Here is a 20,856-nt window from a genome sequence, read left to right as displayed (position 1 = left end):
GTCATCACGGTCATCGGGTCGTCCCCACCGAGTCCACCTCGGACAGCCAGCCGACGATGCCCTCGACGGCCTGCCGGCAGCCACCGCAGCCGGTCCCGGCCCGGGTCGCGGCGACCACCTCGTCGACGGTCCGGGCGCCGGAGCGCCAGCAGCGCACCAGGGTGCCCTTGTCGACGTCGTTGCACTGGCAGACGGTCACCGCGTCCGGCATCAGCGCCGGGGAGGCGGCGGGTGTCGCGGGGGCGCTGCCGAGCGACCGGCCGAGCAGCAGCGCCCGCCGGTCGGTGGGGACCGGGGCGCCCCGGTCGAAGAGCTGCACGACCGTGCCGACCGCCGGGTTGTCACCGAGCAGGATCGCCCCGGTCAGCCGGTCGTGGTGGATACGCAGCCGGGCGTACGTTCCCCGGGCCGGGTCGGCGAAGGTCAACTCCTCGCCGGGGCCGCCCGTCGGGTCGCCCATCGCGGCCAGGTCGATCCCGGCGGCCTTGAGCCGGGTCACCACCGGTCGGGGCCGGTAGCGGGCCGCCGGGTCCTCGCCGGTGAGCAGCCGGGCCACCACCCGGGCCTGTGCCCAGGCGGGTGCGACGAGCCCGGTCGGGCCGCCGGTGCGGGCGCAGTCGCCGATCGCCGAGATCGACCCGTCGTCGGTGCGTAGCCGGTCGTCGACCAGCACCCCCCGGTCGACGGCCAGCCCGGCGGCGGTGGCGAGGTCGGTGTCGGGGCGCACCCCGCAGGAGAGCACCAGCAGGTCGGCGTGCAGGGTGGTGCCGTCGGCCACGTCGAGGCGGACCCCGTCGTCGTCGGTGGCCAACCCGGTCGCCGGCACCCCCCGTCGGGTGGTGACGCCGAGCCTGGCGAGCGTGGCGGCGAGCACCTCCCCGGCGGCCGGGTCGAGCTGGCGTTCCATCAGGTGCGGGTGGGGGTGCACCACGGTCACCGCCAACCCCCGGGCGGCCAGGCCGCGCGCCGCTTCCAGGCCGAGCAGCCCACCGCCGAGCACCAGCGCGGTGCGGGCGGTGCGGGCGGTGGCGAGGATGCGGCGGCAGTCGGCCAGGGTGCGGAAGACGGCGACCCGGGGCGGCAGGGCGGCCGGGTCGAGGCCGGGCAGCGGGGGCACCACGGCCCGGCTGCCGGTGGCGAGGACCAGGTGGTCGTAGTCGATCCGGTCGCCGTCGGTGGTGTGCACCGTCCGGGTGGCCCGGTCGATCGCGGCGGCCACCACCCCGGTCCGCACGTCGGTGCCCTGCCCGGCGACCTCGGCCAGCTCCACGTCGGGCTCGTCGACCTTGCCGGCCAGCAGCGTGGAGAGCATGATCCGGTTGTACGCCCGGTGCGGTTCCGCCCCGAGCACGGTGACCTTCCGGTCGCCGTTGCGGGCGTGCAGCTCGGTGGCGAGCCGGGCGCCGGCCATCCCGTACCCGACGATCACGATCTGCCCGGTCATGCCCGCTCCACCCGGACCGCGCAGATCTTGAACTCGGGCATCCCGGAGACCGGGTCGAGGGCGTCGTTGGTGACCGAGTTGGCGCGCGCCGCCCCGGGCCAGTGGAACGGGGCGAAGACGGTGTCGGGCCGGATGGTCGGGCTGAGCCGGGCCGGTGCCCGCAGCTCACCCCGGCGGGAGGCGACCCGGACCTCGTCGCCCTCGGCCACCCCGAGCCGGTCGGCCAGGTCGGGGTGCAGCTCGACGAAGCCGTGCGGGGCGGCCCGGTGCAGCGCGGCCACCCGCCGGGTCTGCGCGCCGGACTGGTACTGGGCCAGCACCCGCCCGGTGGTGAAGTGCAGCGGGTAGTCGGCGCAGACCTCCTCGGCCGCCGGCCGGTGCTGCACGGCGTGGAACCGGGCCCGGCCGCTGGGGGTGGGGAAGGTGTCGGCGAAGAGCCGGGGGGAGTCCGGCCCGTCCGGGTCGGGGCACGGCCAGAAGACCCCGTCGGCGGATTCGATCCGGTCCCAGCTGACCCCGGCGTAGTCGGCGACGCCCCCGGCGGAGGCCCGCCGTAGCTCGGCGAAGACGACCCTCGGGTCGGTCGGGAACCGGTCCGGCGCGGTCCGCGGGGCCGGGACGTGGTCCGCAGGGGTGCGCGGGGCCGGGACGGCGGGCCGGGTGGTCGTCGGGGTGGTCGGGGCCGGGCCGTCCGGCGTCGTCGCCGGGACCGGTGCGTCGGGGGCGTCGTCGAGGCGGGCCGCGAGCTCGGCGAGGACGGTCAGGTCGGTGCGGACGCCGGGGGGCGGTGGGCGCAGCGCCCGGCGGCGCAGCACCCGACCCTCCAGGTTGGTCATCGTGCCGTCCTCCTCGGCCCACTGGGCCACCGGCAGCACCACGTCGGCCAGCTCGGCCGTCTCGGAGCGCAGGAAGTCGGCCACCACCAGCAGGTCCAGCCCGCGTAGCCGGGACTCGACCCGGGCCGCCCGGGGCGCGGAGACCACCGGGTTGGAGCCGAAGACCAGCAGTGCCCGGGGGCCGTCGGGGGTGCCGAGCGAGTCGAGCAGCTGGTAGGCCGGCACCCCGGGGCCGGGCAGTTCGGCGGGGTCGACTCCCCAGACCCCGGCGACGTGGGCGCGGGCCGCCGGGTCGTCGATCTTGCGGTAGCCGGGGAGCTGGTCGGACTTCTGGCCGTGCTCGCGTCCACCCTGGCCGTTGCCCTGACCGGTGAGGCAGCCGTAGCCGGAGTGTGGGCGGCCGGGCAGGCCGAGGGCGAGGGCGAGATTGACGTACGCGCTGACGGTGTCGACGCCCTTGGCGTGCTGTTCGGCGCCCCGGGCGGTGAGGATGACCGCCGAGTCGGCGGTGCCGAGCGCGCGGGCGGTCGCCTCCAGGTCGGCCACCGGCACCCCGGAGAGCCGTTCCACCTCGGCCGGCCAGTACCCCGCGACGGTACGGCGTACCGCGTCGAAGCCCTCGGTACGGGTGGCGACGTACTCCCGGTCGATCAGCCCTTCGGTGAGCGCGATGTGCAGCAGTGCGTTGGCGACCGCGAGATCGGTGCCGGGCAGCGGTTGCAGGTGCAGGTCGGCCTGGCGGGCGGTGGCGGTGAGCCGGGGGTCGACCACGATCAGCCGGCCGCCCCGGGCCCGCTGGTCGGTCACGTGGCGCATCAGCGGCGGCATGGTCTCGGCCGGGTTCGCCCCGACCAGCAGCAGGGTTCCGGTGCGGCCCAGGTCGGTCAGCGGGAACGGCAGCCCCCGGTCGACGCCGAAGGCGCGCAGTCCGGCCGCCGCCGCGGAGGACATGCACCACCGGCCGTTGTAGTCGATGTGCCGGGTCCGCAGCGCCACCCGGGCGAACTTGCCGAGGGCGTACGCCTTCTCGTTGGTGAGCCCGCCGCCGCCGAAGACCGCGACCGCGTCCCGGCCGTGGGCCCGCTGGATGGTGCGCAGCCCGTCGGCGATCCGGTCCAGCGCGACGTCCCAGCTGGCCGGGCGCAGCGTGCCGGACGGGTCGCGGACCAGCGGGGTGGTCAACCGGTCGGGGTGGTCGAGCAGTTCGGCGGCGGTCCAGCCCTTCTGGCACAGCCCGCCGCGGTTGGTGGGGAACTCCCGGGGCCGGACCTCGATCCGGCCGTCGGCGTCCCGCAGGATCATGCCGCACTGGAGCGCGCAGTACGGGCAGTGCGTTTCCGTCTCCCGGGGCGGGGGCTCCGTTCGTGTCGCGGCGCGTGCACCGTCTGTCATGTCCGCAAAGCGTGCCGCCGGGCGGTTTCCGACCGGGGTCCCTTCTGTTTCGGTCCTGTCAAGAGCGGTTCACACCGCACGGGGGCAGGGGACCGGTCGGTGGGGTCTATAATGTGAGACAAGTTTCTTAATATGTGAGAGGGGTGGATCGTGGACGTGACGGCGGCCTTCGATGCGGTGGCAGGTTCCTACGACGGGGCCCGCCGCCGGCTCGTCCCCTGCTTCGACGACTTCTACGGCACCGCCGTCGAGGTGGCCGCCCCACCGCTGCGGGCCGCGCTCGCCGCCGGCCGTACCCCCGAGGTGCTCGACCTGGGCGCCGGCACCGGACTGCTCTCCCTGCTGCTCACCGCAGCGCTGCCCGGGGTGCGGGTGACCCTGGTCGACGGGGCCGCGCGGATGCTCGCGGTGGCCGCCGACGGGTTGGCCGCCCGGGGGGTGGCGCACCGGACCGTCGTGGCCGACCTGGCCGACCCGCTCCCCGCCGGCCGCTACGACGCGGTGGTCTCCGCCCTGGCCGTGCACCACCTCGACGACGACGGCAAGCGCGCCCTCTACCGGCGGGCGGCCGACGCGCTCGTCCCCGGCGGGGTGTTCGTCAACGCCGAGCAGGTGGCCGGCCCCACCCCGACCCTGGACCGCCGCTACGACGACGTCTGGCTGGCCCAGACCGCCGCGCGCGGCTCGGATGCCGACGAGATCGCCGCCGCCCGGGAGCGGATGCGGCACGACCGCCCGGCGTCGGTGACCGACCAGTGCCGGTGGCTGGTCGACGCCGGCCTGGTCGACGTGGACTGCTTCTACAAGGCGTGGCGGTTCGCGGTCTTCGGCGGTCGCCGTCCCGCCTGACCCGGACCCCCTGCGGCGGGCGGGCCGGGCGGTGGCACACGGCGGTTTGTCGGGTTCGTCGAGGCGGGCGAACGGAACGACCGGCGGTCATACCGGGAGTAGGATCGCAGGCATGACTGCCAAGGTGACCCTCTCGTTCTCCGACGAGACGATCGAGGAGGCCCGCCGGTTCGCCAAGCGGGAAGGACTCTCCCTCTCCGCCTGGATGGACCAGGCCGCCCGGGAGAAGGCGCTGCGGGAGGTCTTCACCGCCCACGCCGAGGCGGTCGGGCGGGCCGGGCTCGACCTGGAGTCCGCCGCCCTCGCCGACGCCCGCGAGGTGGGCATGGTCGCCGACGTGCTCTTCGGCGGTCGCCCGCGTGCTGCGTAGGGGAGAGGTCTGGCGCATCGAGGGCGCCCGGGAACGGCTCGGCCTGGTGATCAGCTCCGACGTCTACAACTCCACCGACGTGCCGATCGTGATCGTCGCCGAGGTGGTCGAGACCGCCCTGCTGCGCGACTCCCCGCTCGCCGTGCCGATGGGTGCCAACGTGGTGATGCCCGACCGGCTGTCGGCGCCGATGAAGAAGTGGTTCACCGAGTGCGTGGACGTCGCCGACACCGAGACCATGCAGCGGGTGGCCCGCGCACTGCGCATCCTCCAGGAGCTGTGACCCGCCCCGGCGGGAGCGGCGACCCACCGCAACGGTGGGCCCCTCACCACCGGTTCCCGGTCGACGTGCGGTCTCCGTTTCCGGCCCGACCCACGTGGGGCACCGCCGGGAAACCGACCCTGCCTAGCGTCCTGCTCACATCGACGAGGAGGAGTCGCCGTGAGCACGCTCGCCAGCAGCAGTAACGCCGCCGCCGATCCACCGGCCGCCACCACCGACCCGCTGGCCGCCGCCACGGTCGGTCCGCCGGGCGACACCGACGTCCCGCCGACCGCCGACGCGGCTGTCACCGCCGCCGGACCCGACCGGCCCGCCGGGCGGCGGCACCGGATCGACGACTGGCGACCCGAGGACCCGACCTTCTGGCAGACGACCGGAGCGCCGATCGCCCGTCGCAACCTCTGGGTGTCGATCTTCGCCGAGCACGTCGGCTTCTCGGTGTGGAGCCTCTGGTCGGTCACCGTGCTCTTCCTCGGCCCGGCGTACGGCATCGACCCGGCGGGGAAGTTCCTGCTCACCGCCGTACCGGCCGCGCTGGGGGCGGTGCTGCGGCTGCCGTACACCCTGGCGGTGGCGCGCTTCGGCGGGCGGAACTGGACCATCGTCAGCGCGCTGCTGCTGCTGGTGCCGGCGGTGCCGATGGCGCTGCTGCTGGAGCCGGGTGTGTCGTACACCACGCTGATGGTGCTGGCCTGCCTGACCGGGGTCGGCGGCGGCAACTTCGCCTCGTCGATGGCGAACATCAACCTGTTCTTCCCGGACCGGCTCAAGGGTCGCGCACTCGGGCTCAACGCCGGGGGCGGCAACCTCGGCGTGCCGGCGGTGCAACTGGTCGGGCTGGCGGTGCTGGCCACCGCCGGGGCCGCGTACCCCCGGCTGGTGCCGGTGGTGTACCTGCCGCTGATCGTGCTGGCCGCGCTCGCCGCCGCCCGCTGGCTGGACAACATCCCGGACGCCCACAACGAACCCGGCGCGTTGCGGGAGGCCGCCCGCGACCGGCACACCTGGGTGATGTCCCTGCTGTACATCGGCACCTTCGGCTCGTTCATCGGCTTCGGCTTCGCCTTCGGCCAGGTGCTCCAGCTCCAGTTCGCCGAGCGGTTCCCCACCCCGGTCGACGCGGCCTGGCTGACCTTCCTCGGGCCGCTGATCGGTTCGTTGATCCGACCGTTCGGCGGTCAGCTCGCCGACCGGCTGGGCGGGGCCCGGGTGACGTTCTGGAACTTCGTCGCGATGGCCGTCGGCGCCGGCCTGGTGCTCTACGCCGCCCGGGAGCAGTCGTTCCCGCTCTACCTCGTCGGGTTCCTGGCGTTGTTCGTCTTCTCCGGCATCGGCAACGGGTCGACCTACAAGATGATCCCGGCGATCTTCCGGGTCCGGGCGGCGGCCGAGGCGGAGCTGACCGGCGACCCGGTCGCGGCGCAGCGCCGGGCCCGGCGACGCTCCGGGGCGCTGATCGGCATCGCCGGGGCGGTCGGCGCCTCGGGCGGGGTGCTGGTGAACGTGGCCTTCCGGCAGTCGTTCCTCACCTCGGGCAACGCGGACGCCGCCTACCTGGCCTTCATCGGCTGGTACGCGCTCTGTTTCGTGGTGACCTGGGTGGTCTACCTGCGGCCCGGCCCGGGTAAGCTGATCGGCGTGTGACCCTGGTCATCCGCCGAAACCGCAGGCCACGCCGGCCGACCCCCCGTTTTGACCAGCAGACCGGGCGCCGGGTATCGTTGCCTGCTGTTGTACGACATCCAGAGGCGTGCCGCTCAGGTACGCTTGGTCGTTCGTGCGCGCTGGTCCGGCCGGGAAGCCTCTGGTCACCTCGGCGCGCGACCCCAGACCGACGACGAGACAAGGTAGACCTGTGCGTACGTACAGCCCGAAGCCGGGTGAGATCGAGCGTCAGTGGCACGTTATCGACGCCTCTGATGTCGTGCTGGGCCGCCTGGCCACCCACGCCGCCACGCTGCTGCGCGGCAAGCACAAGCCGACTTTCGCGCCGCACGTCGACACGGGCGACTTCGTCGTCATCGTGAACGCGGGCAAGGTGGCGCTGACCGGCAACAAGCGGCAGACCAAGGTCGCCTACCGGCACTCCGGTTACCCGGGCGGCCTCAAGCAGATCGGCTACGAGGAGCTGCTGACCAAGCGGCCCGAGCGGGCCATCGAGCTGGCCGTGAAGGGGATGCTCCCGCACAACAAGCTCGGCCGTCAGCTGATCAAGAAGCTGAAGGTCTACGCCGGTGCCGAGCACCCGCACCTGGCGCAGCAGCCGGTGCCGTTCGAGATCAAGCAGATCGCGCAGTGAGCGAGGGCGAAGGAAACAGCATGACCGACATCACCGAGACCGAGGTTGCCCCGGAAGCCCCTGAGGCCACCGAGGCGCCCGCGCCCGTCGCCCGCGCGCCTCGTGGTGACCGGCCGATCCAGACCGTGGGCCGCCGCAAGGAGGCCATCGTCCGGGTCCGTATCGTCCCCGGCACCGGCAAGATCACCTGCAACGGCCAGGAGCTCGAGTCGTACTTCCCGAGCAAGGTGCACCAGCAGCTCATCAAGGACCCGCTGGTCACCGCCGAGAAGCTGGAGCAGTTCGACGTCATCGCCAACCTGCGTGGCGGCGGCACCACCGGCCAGGCCGGTGCGCTGCGGCTGGGCATCGCCCGTGCGCTGATCGTCAACGAGCCGGACGACCGCCCGGCCCTGAAGAAGGCCGGCTTCCTGACCCGGGACGCCCGGGTCAAGGAGAGCAAGAAGTACGGTCTCAAGAAGGCCCGTAAGGCGCCTCAGTACTCGAAGCGCTGATCACCACCAGCGCGTTGTACTTCTGACGGACGGCCGGGTCCGCCTCCCCCACGGGAGGCGGCCCGGCCGTTTCCGTTTTCTCCACTCATCGCAGGTGCACCGGAGGTTCGCGGGTATGGGGCGGTTGTTCGGCACGGACGGCGTACGCGGGCGGGCGAACGTGGATCTCACCCCGGAGTTGGCGCTCGCGGTGGCGGTGGCCGCCGCGCACACGCTGGCCGAGTCGGACCGCAGCCACCCGCCGCTGGCGGTGGTCGGGCGGGACACCCGGGCCAGCGGCGAGATGCTGGAGGCCGCCGTGGTCGCCGGGCTCACCAGCGCCGGGGCCAGCGTGGTCCGGGTCGGCGTGCTGCCCACCCCGGCCGTGGCGTTCCTGACCGCCGAGGCCAAGGCCGACCTGGGCGTGATGCTCTCCGCCTCGCACAACCCGATGCCGGACAACGGGATCAAGCTGTTCGCCGCCGGTGGGCACAAGCTGCCCGACGAGATCGAGTTGCGGATCGAGGCGGCCGTCGAGGCGAACGCCACCACCGCCTGGGACCGTCCGGTCGGCGCGGGGGTCGGCCGGGTACACGACCTGCTCGACGGTGCCGACCACTACGTGCAGCACCTCGTCGGCACCGTGCCGCACCGCCTCGACGGCATCAAGGTCGTGGTCGACTGCGCCAACGGCGCCGCCGCCGAGGTCGCCCCGGTGGCCTACCGGGAGGCCGGCGCCGAGGTCATCGCGATCCACGCCGAACCGGACGGCCTCAACATCAACGACGAGTGCGGCTCCAACCACCTCGACAGCCTGCGGGCCGCCGTGGTCGAGCACGGTGCGCACCTGGGCCTCGCCCACGACGGCGACGCCGACCGCTGCGTGGCGGTCGACGCCACCGGCGCGGAGGTCGACGGCGACGAGCTGATGGCGGTCCTCGCGCTGGCCCTGCGCGACGCCGGTGAGCTGACCCAGGACACCCTGGTCGCCACCGTGATGAGCAACCTCGGCCTGCGGCTGGCCATGTCCGCGCAGGGCATCCGGCTGGTCGAGACCAAGGTCGGCGACCGGTACGTGTTGGAGGAGCTGCGCGCCTCCGGCCTCGCCCTCGGCGGCGAGCAGAGCGGCCACCTCGTCATGCCCGCGCACGCCACCACCGGCGACGGGGTCCTCACCGGCCTGCACCTGATGGCCCGGATGGCCGCCACCGGCCGGTCCCTGGCCGAACTGGCCTCGGTGGTCACCAAGCTGCCGCAGGTGCTGATCAACGTGCCGGTCGGCGACCGCACCGCCGGTGCCACCGCACCCACCGTCAAGGCCGAGGTCGAGCGGGCCGAGGCGGAGCTGGGGGAGACCGGCCGGGTGCTGCTGCGGCCGTCGGGCACCGAACCGTTGGTCCGGGTGATGGTCGAGGCCGGCACCGAGGAGACCGCCCGGTCGGTGGCCGAACGGATCGCCGCCCAGGTCAGCGCCGCCAGCCCTGCCAACTGACCGTCCCCGTTGCGGGCGGGTCCCGCCTGCTCCACCCCTCGTTGTGCTGCCGGCGTCGCCGGTGGGCCCAGGGAGCGTCCCGGTGGCTGCCCCACCGCGTGCCCCCGGTTGTGCCGGTGCCGGCTGACCCTGCTGGCGGGCGCGACGATGCCGGCCCGCGCGGGCGGTCAGCGGGCGTCGGACGCCAGTCCCGCGTGGGCGGTCAGCGGGGGTCGGACAGGGCGCGTAGCCGGGCGACCGCCTCGGTCAGCACCTCGGGACGCTTGCAGAAGGCGAACCGGACCAACCGCCGGCCGGCCTCCGCGTCGTCGTAGAAGACCTGGGTGGGCACCGCCACCACACCGCAGCGTTCCGGCAGGGACCGGCAGAACTCCAACCCGTCCCGACCGCCGAGGCCGGTGATGTCGGCGGTGACGAAGTACGTCCCCTCCGGGGTGAGCACCGCGAAACCGGCGTCGGTCAGGCCACCGATCAGCAGGTCCCGCTGCCGCTGGAGGCTGTCACGGAAACCGGTGTAGTAGTCGTCGGGCAGGGCCAGCGCCACGGCGACCGCCGGTTGCAGCGGTGCCGCGTTGACGAAGGTGAGGAACTGCTTGACCCGCAGCACCGCCGACACCAGCGCGGCGGGGCCACTGACCCAGCCCACCTTCCAGCCGGTGCAGGAGAACGTCTTGCCGGCCGACGAAATGCGCAGGGTCCGTTCCCACATCCCCGGCAGGGTGGCCAGCGGCAGGTGCGCGGCGGCGGCGTCGGTGAAGACGAGGTGCTCGTACACCTCGTCGGTGACCGCGTACACGTCGTGCTCCTGGCAGAGGTCGGCGAGCAGGGCCAGCTCCGGCGCGGTGAACACCTTCCCGGTCGGGTTGTGCGGGGAGTTCAGCAGCATCAGCCGGGTACGCGGCCCGAACGCGGCCCGCAGCTCGGCGGGGTCGAAGGCGTACCGGCCGTCGTCGCCGGGGCGCAGCGTCACCGGCCGTCGTACCGCCCCGGCGAGGGCGATCGACGCCGCGTACGAGTCGTAGTAGGGCTCGAAGCAGATCACCTCGTCGCCCGGCTCGCAGAGCGCGAGGATGCTCGCGGCGATCGCCTCGGTGGCCCCGGCGGTGACGATCACCTCGCCGTCCGGGTCGTAGTCCAGCGCCCAGAACCGCCGTTGGTGCGCGGCGACGGCAGCGCGCAGGGCGGGAATGCCGGGGCCCGGCGGGTACTGGTTGTGCCCGGAGCGCAGCGCCTCGGCGGCGGCGGCCAGCATCTCCGGCGGCCCGTCGGTGTCCGGGAAGCCCTGGCCCAGGTTGACCGCACCGGTCCGGACGGCGAGCGCGGACATCTCCGCGAATACCGTCGTCCCGAACGGACGCATCCGGGTCACCAGCGGGTCCACATCGGTCGACGTCGTCACGCCCGTCAGCCTACGGCCCGCGACCACCCCTGCCACCGGGTCCGGTCGCCGCCATTCTTCCCCTGACGGGGTCTTCCCCTGGTCCGGCGGGTCAGCGGACCCGGTTGGCGTGGCACTGCACCTGCCAGTCGTCCGGGCCGGCCACGTCGGTGACCCGGGGCCGGGTGCCGACGGTGGTGGTGCACCGGAACCCGCCCGGGTTGCCGCCGGAGCGGGTGGCGCTGACCAGCACCCGGGTCGGATCGTCGACACGCAGCGTCATCCGCCAGGGCAGCCGCACCTTGTCCTGTCGGATGAAGTAGCCGTCCCCGTCATAGAACTGGAGGTCGACGGAGCCGGTCCCGGTCACCTCGTACGTCACCGGGTACCGGCCGGGGCCGTCGGCCGGCGCGGTGGCGGGCGCGGGCGGCTGGAGCGGCTGCGGCGGGCTCCAGCTCGGCTCGGGTTCGTCGTCGTAGTAACCGTTGTCGTAGGGCTCTGCGGTTGCCGTGTCCGGCCCGGAGCTGCCCAGCAGGCGACCTCCCCCGCAGAAGCAGGCGCAGACGACGAGGACGAGCACCACGACCACGGCGACCACGATGCCCACCACCGCACCGGTGCCGGTGGAGCTCCGCCCGCCCGGCGACGGGTGGGCCGGATAGGCGAACGGCGGCGGATACCCCGGCGGTGGCCAGCCGGGACCGGGTGGCCCGCCCGGCATTCCCGGGGTCGTGCCGGGCCACCCGGTGGGCGGGCCGCCGGGCAGCCCGGGGGCCGCGCCGGGCCAACCGGTGGGTCCGGGGGCCGGACCGGGCCAACCGGTGGGTCCCGGCGTCGGACCGGGCCAACCGGTGGGCGGGGGTGTGCCGGGCCAGCCGGGAGCGGGTGCGCCGGCAGGGTCGATCGGCGGGTCGGGAGGGACCGGCCCGGCGGGCGCGCTGCCGGCAGTCGGACCGCCGGGCCACGGGTCGGGGGCCGCCCAGGGCTGCGGGACCGCGAACGGGTCCGGTGGAGTCCAGGGGGACGGGCCGGGCGACGGGTCGTTGGACGCAGCCGGGGCCGGGTCGCCGGGCGGGGGCGGGGGATCGCTGGGGGGTGGCGCGTCGGACATGGCGGCTCCGGGACGGAAGTGGAGGAAAGGGGCGAGCGAGCCGTCCCAGGGACGTTCCAGGGGTCGCCGAGAGACTCTCGTACCGCCGGGCCGCCCGCAACCCCGTCCGGACGGCCGGGTGCGCCGGTAGTCCGATTGCCGCCCGTCACCGACCGATCGCTCAAAATCGGTGATTGATTGCCCGACTTCCGCGCACGTGAGGTGAGCGAAACTGGGTTAGGCTGCGAACCATGTGTGGAATCGTGGGTTACGCCGGCGCACGTCCGGCGCTCGGCATCGTGCTCGACGGATTGCGGCGGCTGGAATACCGGGGCTACGACTCGGCCGGGGTCGCGATCGTCTGCGACGACGAGCTGCTCACCGAGAAGAAGGCCGGCAAGCTGGCCAACCTGGAGAAGGTCCTGTCCGAGCGGGCCGCCACCAACCCGGACGACTGCGCCGCCAGCCCGGTCGGCATCGGCGACGGCACCACCGGCATCGGGCACACCCGGTGGGCCACCCACGGCGGCCCGACCGACCGTAACGCCCACCCGCACCTGGCCCCCGACGGCCGGGTCGCCGTGATCCACAACGGCATCATCGAGAACTTCGCCAAGCTCCGCGCCGAGCTGGAGGACGACGGCGTCCAGTTCACCAGCGACACCGACACGGAGTGCGCCGCCCATCTGCTCTCCCACGCGCTCGCCGAGCTGCGGGCGGCCGGCGGGACCGACAGCCCGCAACTGCTCGCCGCCGCGATGCGGGTGGTGTGCCGGCGGTTGGAGGGCGCGTTCACCCTGCTCGCCGTCGATGCCGCCATTCCCGGTGCGGTGGTCGGCGCCCGGCGCAACTCGCCGCTGGTGGTGGGCCGGGGCGAGGGGGAGAACTACCTGGCCAGTGACGTGGCGGCGTTCATCGAGCACACCCGCGAGGCGGTCGAGCTGGGGCAGGACCAACTCGTCCTGATCACCGCCGACAGCATCGAGATCACCGACTTCGACGGTCAGCCGGCCACCGGCAAGGACTTCCACATCGACTGGGACTCCTCGGCTGCCGAGAAGGGCGGCTACGACTGGTTCATGCTCAAGGAGATCGAGGAGCAGCCGCAGGCCATCGCGGACACCCTGCTCGGCCGGCTCACCGAGACCGGCGAGATCGCCCTCGACGAGGTCCGCCTCAGCGACCAGGACCTGCGCGACGTCGACAAGATCTTCATCGTGGCCTGCGGCACCGCCTACCACTCCGGCATGGTCGCCAAGTACGCCATCGAGCACTGGACCCGGATCCCCTGTGAGGTGGAGCTGGCCAGCGAGTTCCGCTACCGCGACCCGGTGCTCGACCGGTCCACCCTGATCGTGGTGATCTCGCAGTCCGGCGAGACGATGGACACCCTGATGGCGCTGCGGCACGCCAAGGAGCAGAAGGCCCGGGTGTTGGCCATCTGCAACACCAACGGCTCCACCATCCCGCGCGAGTCCGACGCGGTGCTCTACACCCACGGCGGCCCGGAGATCGCCGTCGCCTCCACCAAGGCGTTCCTCACCCAGCTGGTCGCCTGCTATCTGATCGGGCTGCACCTGGCCCAGGTACGCGGGATCAAGTTCGCCGACGAGGTCGGCGCGGTGGTGGCCCAGCTCCAGGAGATGCCGGGCAAGCTGCGGGAGCTGCTGGGCCGGATCGAGCCGGTGCGGGAGCTGGCCCGGGAGCTGAAGTCCGAGCCGACGGTGCTGTTCATCGGTCGGCACGTCGGCTACCCGGTGGCCCTGGAGGGCGCGCTCAAGCTCAAGGAGCTGGCGTACATGCACGCCGAGGGGTTCGCCGCCGGTGAGCTGAAGCACGGGCCGATCGCCCTGATCGACCAGGGCACCCCGGTGATCTGCGTGGTGCCGTCCCCGGTCGGCCGGGGCATGCTGCACGACAAGATCGTCTCCAACATCCAGGAGGTCCGGGCCCGAGGTGCGCGGACCATCGTGATCGCCGAGGAGGGCGACGAGGCGGTGGTGCGTTACGCCGACCACCTGATCTATGTGCCGCGTACGCCGACCCTGCTCGCGCCGCTGGTCACCACCGTGCCGTTGCAGGTGTTCGCGGCCGAGATCGCCGCTGCCCGGGGCCACGACGTCGACCAGCCGCGCAACCTGGCGAAGTCGGTCACCGTCGAGTAGGTGACCCCGCGCCACCGACGGTGACCCGGTCACCGGCCGAGCACGATCCGGGCCATCCCGTCCAGGGCGGGGTTGCCGGGCTCCCAGTAGCCGGTGTGGCCGTACCGGCCGCTGGGGAAGGTCCGGCCACCGAAACCCGGATCGCTCGGGTCGTGCCCGAACCACAGTTGGTGGTCGTCGGGGCGTAGCAGCCAGGCGGCGCTGGCCAGCGGCGAGGCGGCCAGCACCGCCCGGCCGGCCAGCTCCCGGGGCGGCTCGACCAGCCTGATCACGTCGTCGTCGGCGGTGCTCGACCAGACCTGCTGCGGTGGCAGGCCGAGCGCCCCGGCCCGGTCCACCCCCACTCCTGGTGAGCCGACGAAGGCCAGCGCGTCGGCGGCCAGCCCGTGGTCCCGGGCGGCGCTGCCCACCACCAGTGAGCCGTAACTGTGCCCGAGCACGGTCTGCCGGGCCGTGGGCCCGTCGTGGGTGGCGCGCAGCCCATCCTGGAAACGGTGCAGCGCCGGACCGGCGTCCCGGGCCTGGGTCGACGAGGACGCCTCGGGCAGGAAGTCGGGGGCGTCGTAGTCCAGCCAGAGCACCGCCGCCGTCTCCACGCCGGGGGCGATGGCAGCGCACCTGGCCTGCACCCGGGCGGCCCGGCCCAGCTCACCGGGGACGTCGGCGAGGTCGCTGGTCATCCCCGGCACGTAGGTGAGCACCCGGCCGGCCCGGTCCGGATTGCCCAGCGCGACGATCGCCCGGCCGTCACCGCGCGGGTCGAGCCCGAGCAGGTACGCCCGGGGCGGTGAGGTGGCGGCCAGCCGACCGGCGAGCCCGTCCAGGACGGCCAACGCCGCATCGATCCGCCGCCGACCGCGCCCGCCCGGCGTCGCCCGGCGGGCGGTCAGCAGCGCCTCCCGGTGGCCGGCCAGCAGCAGCCGGTTCGCCTGGTCCCGGGCCGAGGTCGGCACCCCGTCGCGCGGGCCGATCCGGGTCGGCTCGTGCAGCACCAGCCAGCGCCGCTGGGCCGGGGTGAGGGTGGCCCACCAGGCCCGGACCGTCGCCGCAGTGGCGTCGTCGGCCGGTCGGCCCGGTGGTGGCCGCTCGACCCAGCCGGTGCGGGCCGCCCCGGACAGCTCGGCCAGCCGGGAGGCCGCCTCCCGGTCGGCCGCGTCGGCCAGCGCGAGCGCCTCCCGCAGCGCCGCCGCCACCTGCCCCACCGCCACGGGCGAACCCACCCCGCCGCCCCCACCCCCGCCGCCTGCGCCCGCCGCCGCCCCGTTGCCGCCCCCGGCACCCGCGCCGCTGCCAGTGGCGCTCCCACCGGCGCGGGGGTCCGGGGCCGGACCACGGACCTGGCCCCCCGCGCCGACGCCACCGCCCGTCGGAGAAGGGCGGGCACCCACCCCGACCGGGAGCTCACCCGCCTCGGGGCCGCGCCAGAGCAGGGGTGCCGCCCGGACACCGCCGTGCCGGTCTACCGCCACGCCGGTGCGGTCGGCCAGCGCCACCGCCTCGGCGAGCCGGGCCTTCGCCACCCGGAGCCGACCGGCGAACTCGGCGAGCACCTGGTCGACCTCGACCAGCGCCGGCAGGATGGTGGCCAGTTCCGACCGGAGCCCGTCGAGCCGCCCACCGGCCGCTGTCGCCGCCCCGCCGGCCCAGCCCGCCCGCAACGCCGCGGCCCGGTCGGCCAGCCCGGCCCGTCGCCGCCCGACCGGTGCGTCCACCCCGCGCCAGGCCACCCCCGCCGCGTCCCAGTCACCCGGGGAGGCGGACCAGAGCTGGGCGTACCCGATCATCGGGGTCGGCCGACCAGTCGCCCGGCGGCCCGGTCGTCGGCCGCCGTGTACGCCTCGGCGGCGGCGCGCAGGGCCGCGCCGGCCTCCGCCACCCGGACGCCGAGCGCCCCGTGCCACGCGTGCACCGCCGACTCCAGCCCGGCCAGGGCAGAGCCGGCCCGCCACCCCGGTGCGGACAGCACCAGGCCGGGTCGGCCCGCCAACCCCTGGGCCAGCGCGTACGCCTCGTCGGCCAACCCACCGGCCGCCACCCGCAGCACCGACAGGTCGACCTCCACCGGCTCGTTCGTCACCCGCCCGCCTCCTCCACCCCCGTGGTCGGTCCCGCCGCCCGACTGCCGCACCGACGCTAGGCGGACGGGCAGCCGGTGGACCTGCCCTGTGGACGACGGGCGGCGGTCGTACCCCCGGGTTGTCCACAGGTCTTGCCCGGGGCGTCGCCGGTGGCTACTCTGCCGCCCGGCCGCCGGTAGGGTGATCTCGGCCACGACGGAGCCGGGACGTGGGTCGAACCGGCCGTCCCTCCGCGACGGGACGCCGTGGCCGGGAAGACGGCCGGCGGCAGGGACGGGGACGGCATGAGACCGGTGTGGCGGGTATCGGACGTACGTGCGGCGGAGGCCGGCCTGATGGCCACCCTCCCGCCCGGGACGCTGATGCAGCGGGCGGCGGCCGGGCTGGCCCGACGTTGCGCCCTGCTGCTCGCCGGCCGGGGCGGGGTCTACGGCGCGCGGGTGCTGGTGCTGGCCGGTTCCGGCGACAACGGCGGCGACGCGCTGTACGCGGGCGAGCGGCTGGCCCGGCGCGGCGCGCAGGTCGCCGTGCTGGCGACCGCCCCCGGCCGGACGCACGCCGACGGGTTGGCGGCGCTGCGGGCCGCCGGTGGCCGGCTGGTCGACGCCCCACCGCCCACCGTCGACCTGGTGCTCGACGGGATCGTCGGGATCGGGGGCAGCGGTGGGCTGCGGGAGGCCGCTGACGACCTCGTCGCCGGCCTGCCCGCGCTGCGGGGACGCGACGGCGGCCGGGCCACGGTCGTCGCGGTGGACGTGCCCAGCGGGGTGGCGGTGGACACCGGGGACGTGCCGACGGACGGGTCCGGTCGGCCCGGCGCCGTCCGGGCCGACGTGACGGTGGCGTTCGGCGCGCTCAAACCGGCCCTGGTGGTCGGCCCGGCGGCCCCGCTCGCCGGTCAGGTCGAGCTGGTCGACATCGGGCTCGGGCCGTGGCTGCGCGGCACCCCTGCATCGTGGGTGACCGAATGGTCGGACGTGCGCGACTGGTGGCCCCGCACCGGGGCGTCCTCGGAGAAGTACAGCCGGGGCGTGGTCGGGGTGGCCACCGGGTCGCGGACCTACCCGGGGGCGGCGGTGCTCTCGGTGGGTGGCGCGCTGGCCGGCCCCACCGGGCTGGTCCGGTACGCCGGTGGCGCCCGGGGCGAGGTGGTCCGGCAGCACCCGTCGGTGATCGCCACCGACCGGGTCGCCGGGGCCGGCCGGGTGCAGACCTGGGTCTGCGGCTCCGGCCTGGGCACCGACGAGCAGGCCGGAGCGGAGCTGCGCGCGGTGCTGGCCGCGCCGGTGCCGGTGGTGCTCGACGCCGACGCGTTGACCCTGCTGGTGGACGGTTCGCTCGCCGGCCGGCTGCGCAACCGGGACGCCCCGATCGTGGTCACCCCGCACGACCGGGAGTTCCGCCGGCTCTCCGGGGAGGAGCCGGGGGCCGACCGGGTCGCCGCCGCGCTGCGGCTGGCCGCCTGGATGAACGCGACGGTGCTGCTCAAGGGGGACCGCACGGTCGTCGGGACGCCCGACGGCCGGGCGTACGTCAACCCGACCGGCAGCCCCGCGCTGGCCACCGGGGGCACCGGGGACGTGCTGGCCGGGTTGCTCGGTTCGCTGCTCGCCGCCGGGCTGGCCCCGGAACGGGCGGCGGTCGTCGCGGCGTACCTGCACGGGCTGGCCGGTCGGGAGGCGGCCCGGGGCGGCCCGGTGACCGCGCCGGACGTGGTGGCCGCGTTGCGCCCGGTGGTGGCCCCGCTGCTCTGACCGGCCCGGGTCGGCGTCCACCGGCCGGTGATCAGCGACGCCAGTAGGCTGGGCGCATGTGGCAGGCCGAGGTACGCGTCGATCTGGACGCGATCCGTGCAAACGTGACCCGACTCCGGTCGGGCACCAGCGCCGAGCTGATGGCGGTGGTGAAGGGCGACGGGTACGGCCACGGCATGGTCCCGTCGGCGCGGGCCGCGCTCGACGCGGGGGCGGACTGGCTGGGGGTGTGCACCCTCGACGAGGCGTTGACCCTGCGCCGGGCCGGGATCACCGTGCCGGTGCTGGCCTGGCTGCTCGACCCGGGGCTGCCCCTGCACGAGGGGGTGGCGGCCGGGGTGGACCTGGCCGCCGCGAGCCTGTCCCAGCTCGACGAGATGGTCGCGGCGGGCCGGGCCGCCGACCGGCCCGCCCGGCTGCACCTCAAGATCGACACCGGCCTGTCCCGGGGCGGCGCCACCGTGGCCGACTGGCCGACCCTGCTGGAGGCCGCCGCGAAGGCCCAGGCCGACGGCCTGGTCGAGGTCGTCGGCGTGTGGAGCCACTTCGTGTACGCGGACTCGCCCGGCCACCCCACGACCGACCGGCAGCTGGCGGTGTTCCACGAGGGGCTGGCCATGGTCGACCGGGCCGGCCTGCGCCCGCGTTACCGGCACCTGGCCAACTCGGCGGCCACCCTGACCCGACCCGACACCCACTTCGACCTGGTCCGGCCCGGGATCGCCGTGTACGGGCTGTCACCGATCGCCGGGCAGCAGTTCGGGTTGCGTCGGGCGATGACCGCGCGGGCCCGGGTGATGCTCACCAAACGGGTCCCCGCCGGCACCGGCGTGTCCTACGGGCACACCTACACCACCGAGGAGGAGGCGAACCTGGCGGTGGTGCCGCTCGGCTACGCCGACGGGGTGCCCCGGCACGCCTCCAACGTCGGCCCGGTGCAACTTGGCGGGAAACGACGCACCATCTCCGGCCGGGTCTGCATGGACCAGTTCGTGCTCGACTGCGGTGCCGACGAGGTGGCCGCCGGTGACGTGGCGACCCTGTTCGGCAGCGGCGACGACGGGATGCCCACCGCCGACGACTGGGCCGAGGCGGTCGGCACGATCAACTACGAGATCGTCACCCGGTTCGGCGGGGTCCGGGTGCCCCGGATCTACGACGGGGAGCGACCGTGAGCGCGGTCAGCCGGTTCCGGGTGCCCCGGCCGAGGACGGCCGCAGGCAGGGTGGCCGGCGTGGTCGGGGCCGCGGTCGGGGTGGCCGCCGCCGGGCTGGCCGCCGGGGTGGCCACCGAACGCGCCCTGGTCCGCCGGCTCAAGGCCGACCCCGCCGACCCGTACGCGGGGGAGGACTTCGGCGCGCAGCGCTACGACGAGGCGTACCGGCTGGAGTTGCCGGACGGCACCGACATCCACGTCGAGGTGGTCGAGCCGACCCGGCCGGTGCCGGGGCACCCGACGGTGGTGCTGGTGCACGGCTTCTGCCTGGACATGGGGACGTTCCACTTCCAGCGTCAACTGCTCGCCGAGCGGGGCGACTACCGGGTCGTCGCGTACGACCAGCCGGGGCACGGCCGGTCGGGGCGGTTGGAGAGCGGCGAGTACGACCTCGCCGCGCTCGGGCACACCCTGCGCCGGGTGATCGACCGGACCGCCCCGGAGGGGCCGTTGGTACTGGTCGGGCACTCGATGGGCGGGATGACCATCATGGCGTTCGCCGAGGCGTACCCGGAGTTCTTCGGTGACCGGGTGGTCGGCACGGTGCTGATGGCCACGTCGGGCGGGTTGCTCGCCGAGACGAAGCTGGTGGCGCCGGCCCTACTCGGCCGGGTCGGCTCGCCGGTGCTGTTCATGATGAGCACCACCACCCGGTACGGCGGACTCGTCATCGACCGGGCCCGGAAGTCCACCTCCAACGTGGCCTGGCTGCTGACCCGCCGGTACGGCTTCGGCACCCCGAAACCGAGCCCGGCCCTGGTGTCGTACGTGGAACGGATGAACTCCCGCACGTCGGCCGACACGGTGACCCGCTACCTGCGGACCCTGGCCACCCACTCCCGGTTCCCGGCGCTGGCCGCGCTGAGCGGCACACCGGTGCTGGTCGTGGTGGGCGACAAGGACATGATCACGCCGGTGGTCCACTCGGACGAGATCGTCCGTCGGCTGCCGCACGCCGAATACCTGAAGATCCGAGACAGCGGGCACGTGGTGATGCTGGAACACGCCGACGAGGTCAACGCCGCGCTGGAACGCTTCCTGGAGGCGCTGTGAGCTGGTCCGTCGTTCCTGCGCCGGTCGCCGGCGGACCGGACCGACCCGGGGTGGCCCGGTGACCGTACGCGTCACGCTACCCACGGTCGACGACACGCACGCCTTCGGCCGGCGGCTCGCCGGGGTGCTGCGCGCCGGTGACCTGCTGCTGCTCACCGGCCCGCTGGGGGCCGGCAAGACCGCGCTCACCCAGGGCCTCGGTGCCGGCCTGGGGGTACGCGGCGACGTCACCTCGCCGACCTTCGTGATCGCCCGGGTGCACCGGCCCGACCCGGCACGCGGCGGCACGGTGGCCCTGGTGCACGCCGACGCGTACCGGTTGGGTGACGCGACCGACCCGCGCGCCGAGATCGACGACCTGGACCTCGACGCCTCGGTGGACGACTCGGTGACCGTGGTCGAGTGGGGCGAAGGGCTGGTCGAGCAGCTCGCCGACGCCCACCTGCGGGTCCGCATCGACCGGCGCGACGACGACACCCGGGTGGTCGAGTTGGAGCCGGTGGGCGGGGACTGGTCGCGACGGTTGACCGCGCTGGGCTGACCGGCTCCGGAAGGGCCGCCCTGCGCCGAGGGCTGTCGTACCCGCTGCCTAAGGGATGTCTCGTAACTCGGTGATGGGTCCATGGTGGATCATGGTGTGGTGCAGGTGATCACGGCAGCTCGCCCGGAGTGGGTCTTCCCGTT

Annotated in this window: 18 protein-coding genes; 12 read left to right on the top strand and 6 right to left on the bottom strand. The window is 74.6% G+C overall.

What is annotated here, in order from left to right:
- Positions 1-10: 10 nt before the first annotated feature.
- Positions 11-1,444, bottom strand: coding sequence for an FAD-dependent oxidoreductase (locus AB0C22_RS27315; protein ID WP_219464714.1), 1,434 nt, complete (start codon positions 1,442-1,444; stop codon positions 11-13).
- Complete coding sequence (locus tag AB0C22_RS27310) at positions 1,441-3,672, bottom strand: molybdopterin oxidoreductase family protein (RefSeq protein ID WP_357537839.1); 2,232 nt, start codon at positions 3,670-3,672, stop codon at positions 1,441-1,443. Before AB0C22_RS27310 ends, AB0C22_RS27315 begins: the two co-directional genes overlap by 4 nt.
- A 150-nt stretch (positions 3,673-3,822) precedes the next feature.
- On the opposite strand from AB0C22_RS27310, the gene AB0C22_RS27305 reads away from it, so the two are divergent.
- The 7 genes from AB0C22_RS27305 (at position 3,823) to glmM (ending at position 9,438) form a co-directional block, all read left to right on the top strand.
- A complete protein-coding gene (locus AB0C22_RS27305) occupies positions 3,823-4,521 on the top strand; it encodes a class I SAM-dependent methyltransferase (RefSeq protein ID WP_219464712.1) in 699 nt (232 codons plus the stop codon).
- Positions 4,522-4,633: 112 nt separating this feature from the next.
- Complete coding sequence (locus AB0C22_RS27300) at positions 4,634-4,891, top strand: DUF6364 family protein (protein WP_091241872.1); 258 nt, start codon at positions 4,634-4,636, stop codon at positions 4,889-4,891.
- Positions 4,881-5,174, top strand: a complete 294-nt coding sequence (locus tag AB0C22_RS27295; RefSeq protein WP_208568170.1) for a type II toxin-antitoxin system PemK/MazF family toxin — start codon at positions 4,881-4,883, stop codon at positions 5,172-5,174. The genes AB0C22_RS27300 and AB0C22_RS27295 overlap by 11 nt, the downstream gene beginning before the upstream one ends.
- A 330-nt stretch (positions 5,175-5,504) precedes the next feature.
- Entirely contained in the window at positions 5,505-6,818 is a 1,314-nt protein-coding gene (locus tag AB0C22_RS27290) for a nitrate/nitrite transporter (RefSeq protein ID WP_357537931.1), read from the top strand.
- Positions 6,819-7,029: 211 nt separating this feature from the next.
- A complete protein-coding gene (gene rplM, locus AB0C22_RS27285; protein ID WP_030489638.1) occupies positions 7,030-7,473 on the top strand; it encodes a 50S ribosomal protein L13 in 444 nt (147 codons plus the stop codon).
- Positions 7,474-7,493: 20 nt separating this feature from the next.
- Positions 7,494-7,967 carry a 30S ribosomal protein S9 gene (gene rpsI, locus AB0C22_RS27280; RefSeq protein WP_091241865.1) on the top strand — a complete coding sequence of 158 codons (474 nt, stop codon included), beginning with the start codon at positions 7,494-7,496 and terminating at the stop codon, positions 7,965-7,967.
- Positions 7,968-8,082: 115 nt separating this feature from the next.
- Positions 8,083-9,438, top strand: coding sequence for a phosphoglucosamine mutase (gene glmM / locus AB0C22_RS27275; protein WP_357537837.1), 1,356 nt, complete (start codon positions 8,083-8,085; stop codon positions 9,436-9,438).
- A gap of 202 nt (positions 9,439-9,640) precedes the next feature.
- On the opposite strand, the gene AB0C22_RS27270 is transcribed toward glmM, so the two are convergent.
- Together AB0C22_RS27270 and AB0C22_RS27265 are read right to left on the bottom strand one after the other, a co-directional pair.
- Positions 9,641-10,837 (bottom strand): pyridoxal phosphate-dependent aminotransferase, encoded by a 1,197-nt coding sequence (locus tag AB0C22_RS27270; protein ID WP_219464709.1) that lies wholly within the window; start codon positions 10,835-10,837, stop codon positions 9,641-9,643.
- Positions 10,838-10,928: 91 nt separating this feature from the next.
- Positions 10,929-11,423, bottom strand: coding sequence for a hypothetical protein (locus tag AB0C22_RS27265; RefSeq protein WP_219464708.1), 495 nt, complete (start codon positions 11,421-11,423; stop codon positions 10,929-10,931).
- Between the two features lie 734 nt (positions 11,424-12,157).
- Between AB0C22_RS27265 and glmS the strand changes: the two genes are divergently transcribed.
- On the top strand, positions 12,158-14,071 hold the full coding sequence (glmS, locus tag AB0C22_RS27260) for a glutamine--fructose-6-phosphate transaminase (isomerizing) (RefSeq protein ID WP_208568166.1): 1,914 nt from the start codon (positions 12,158-12,160) through the stop codon (positions 14,069-14,071).
- A 29-nt stretch (positions 14,072-14,100) separates the two neighbouring features.
- Here glmS and AB0C22_RS27255 read toward each other — a convergent pair whose 3' ends face one another.
- Both AB0C22_RS27255 and AB0C22_RS27250 read right to left on the bottom strand, forming a co-directional pair.
- Positions 14,101-15,855: an alpha/beta hydrolase gene (locus AB0C22_RS27255; protein ID WP_357537834.1), complete on the bottom strand. Its 1,755-nt coding sequence runs from the start codon at positions 15,853-15,855 to the stop codon at positions 14,101-14,103.
- The gene (locus AB0C22_RS27250) at positions 15,852-16,148 is read right to left on the bottom strand and encodes a hypothetical protein (protein WP_357014531.1); all 297 of its coding nucleotides are present in this window, start codon (positions 16,146-16,148) and stop codon (positions 15,852-15,854) included. The genes AB0C22_RS27255 and AB0C22_RS27250 overlap by 4 nt, the downstream gene beginning before the upstream one ends.
- A 285-nt stretch (positions 16,149-16,433) precedes the next feature.
- Here AB0C22_RS27250 and AB0C22_RS27245 point away from each other — a divergent pair, with 285 nt between their 5' ends.
- From AB0C22_RS27245 to tsaE, 4 genes are read left to right on the top strand one after another with little or no spacing between them, the layout of a single operon-like run.
- The gene (locus AB0C22_RS27245; RefSeq protein WP_219464706.1) at positions 16,434-17,903 is read left to right on the top strand and encodes an NAD(P)H-hydrate dehydratase; all 1,470 of its coding nucleotides are present in this window, start codon (positions 16,434-16,436) and stop codon (positions 17,901-17,903) included.
- Positions 17,904-17,959: 56 nt separating this feature from the next.
- Complete coding sequence (gene alr, locus AB0C22_RS27240) at positions 17,960-19,078, top strand: alanine racemase (RefSeq protein ID WP_219464705.1); 1,119 nt, start codon at positions 17,960-17,962, stop codon at positions 19,076-19,078.
- On the top strand, positions 19,075-20,172 hold the full coding sequence (locus AB0C22_RS27235) for an alpha/beta hydrolase (protein ID WP_219464704.1): 1,098 nt from the start codon (positions 19,075-19,077) through the stop codon (positions 20,170-20,172). Before alr ends, AB0C22_RS27235 begins: the two co-directional genes overlap by 4 nt.
- 58 nt (positions 20,173-20,230) lie before the next feature.
- Positions 20,231-20,713, top strand: a complete 483-nt coding sequence (gene tsaE, locus AB0C22_RS27230) for a tRNA (adenosine(37)-N6)-threonylcarbamoyltransferase complex ATPase subunit type 1 TsaE (protein ID WP_208568160.1) — start codon at positions 20,231-20,233, stop codon at positions 20,711-20,713.
- The last annotated feature ends 143 nt before the right edge of the window (positions 20,714-20,856 follow it).

The sequence above is a fragment of the Micromonospora sp. NPDC048894 genome (assembly GCF_040649765.1).
Classification (GTDB): Bacteria; Actinomycetota; Actinomycetes; order Mycobacteriales; family Micromonosporaceae; genus Micromonospora; species Micromonospora antibiotica.
The sequence above is the reverse complement of the archived record's forward strand: the minus strand, read 5'-3'. Positions and strand labels throughout refer to the sequence as shown.

Coding starts and splice junctions, on each gene's coding strand:
- AB0C22_RS27315 (WP_219464714.1), bottom strand. CDS start 1,444: ATGACCGGGCAGATCGTGATCGTCGGGTACGGGATGGCCGGCGCCCGG.
- AB0C22_RS27300 (WP_091241872.1), top strand. CDS start 4,634: ATGACTGCCAAGGTGACCCTCTCGTTCTCCGACGAGACGATCGAGGAG.
- glmM (WP_357537837.1), top strand. CDS start 8,083: ATGGGGCGGTTGTTCGGCACGGACGGCGTACGCGGGCGGGCGAACGTG.
- AB0C22_RS27255 (WP_357537834.1), bottom strand. CDS start 15,855: ATGATCGGGTACGCCCAGCTCTGGTCCGCCTCCCCGGGTGACTGGGAC.
- AB0C22_RS27310 (WP_357537839.1), bottom strand. CDS start 3,672: ATGACAGACGGTGCACGCGCCGCGACACGAACGGAGCCCCCGCCCCGG.
- glmS (WP_208568166.1), top strand. CDS start 12,158: ATGTGTGGAATCGTGGGTTACGCCGGCGCACGTCCGGCGCTCGGCATC.
- AB0C22_RS27245 (WP_219464706.1), top strand. CDS start 16,434: ATGAGACCGGTGTGGCGGGTATCGGACGTACGTGCGGCGGAGGCCGGC.
- rpsI (WP_091241865.1), top strand. CDS start 7,494: ATGACCGACATCACCGAGACCGAGGTTGCCCCGGAAGCCCCTGAGGCC.
- alr (WP_219464705.1), top strand. CDS start 17,960: ATGTGGCAGGCCGAGGTACGCGTCGATCTGGACGCGATCCGTGCAAAC.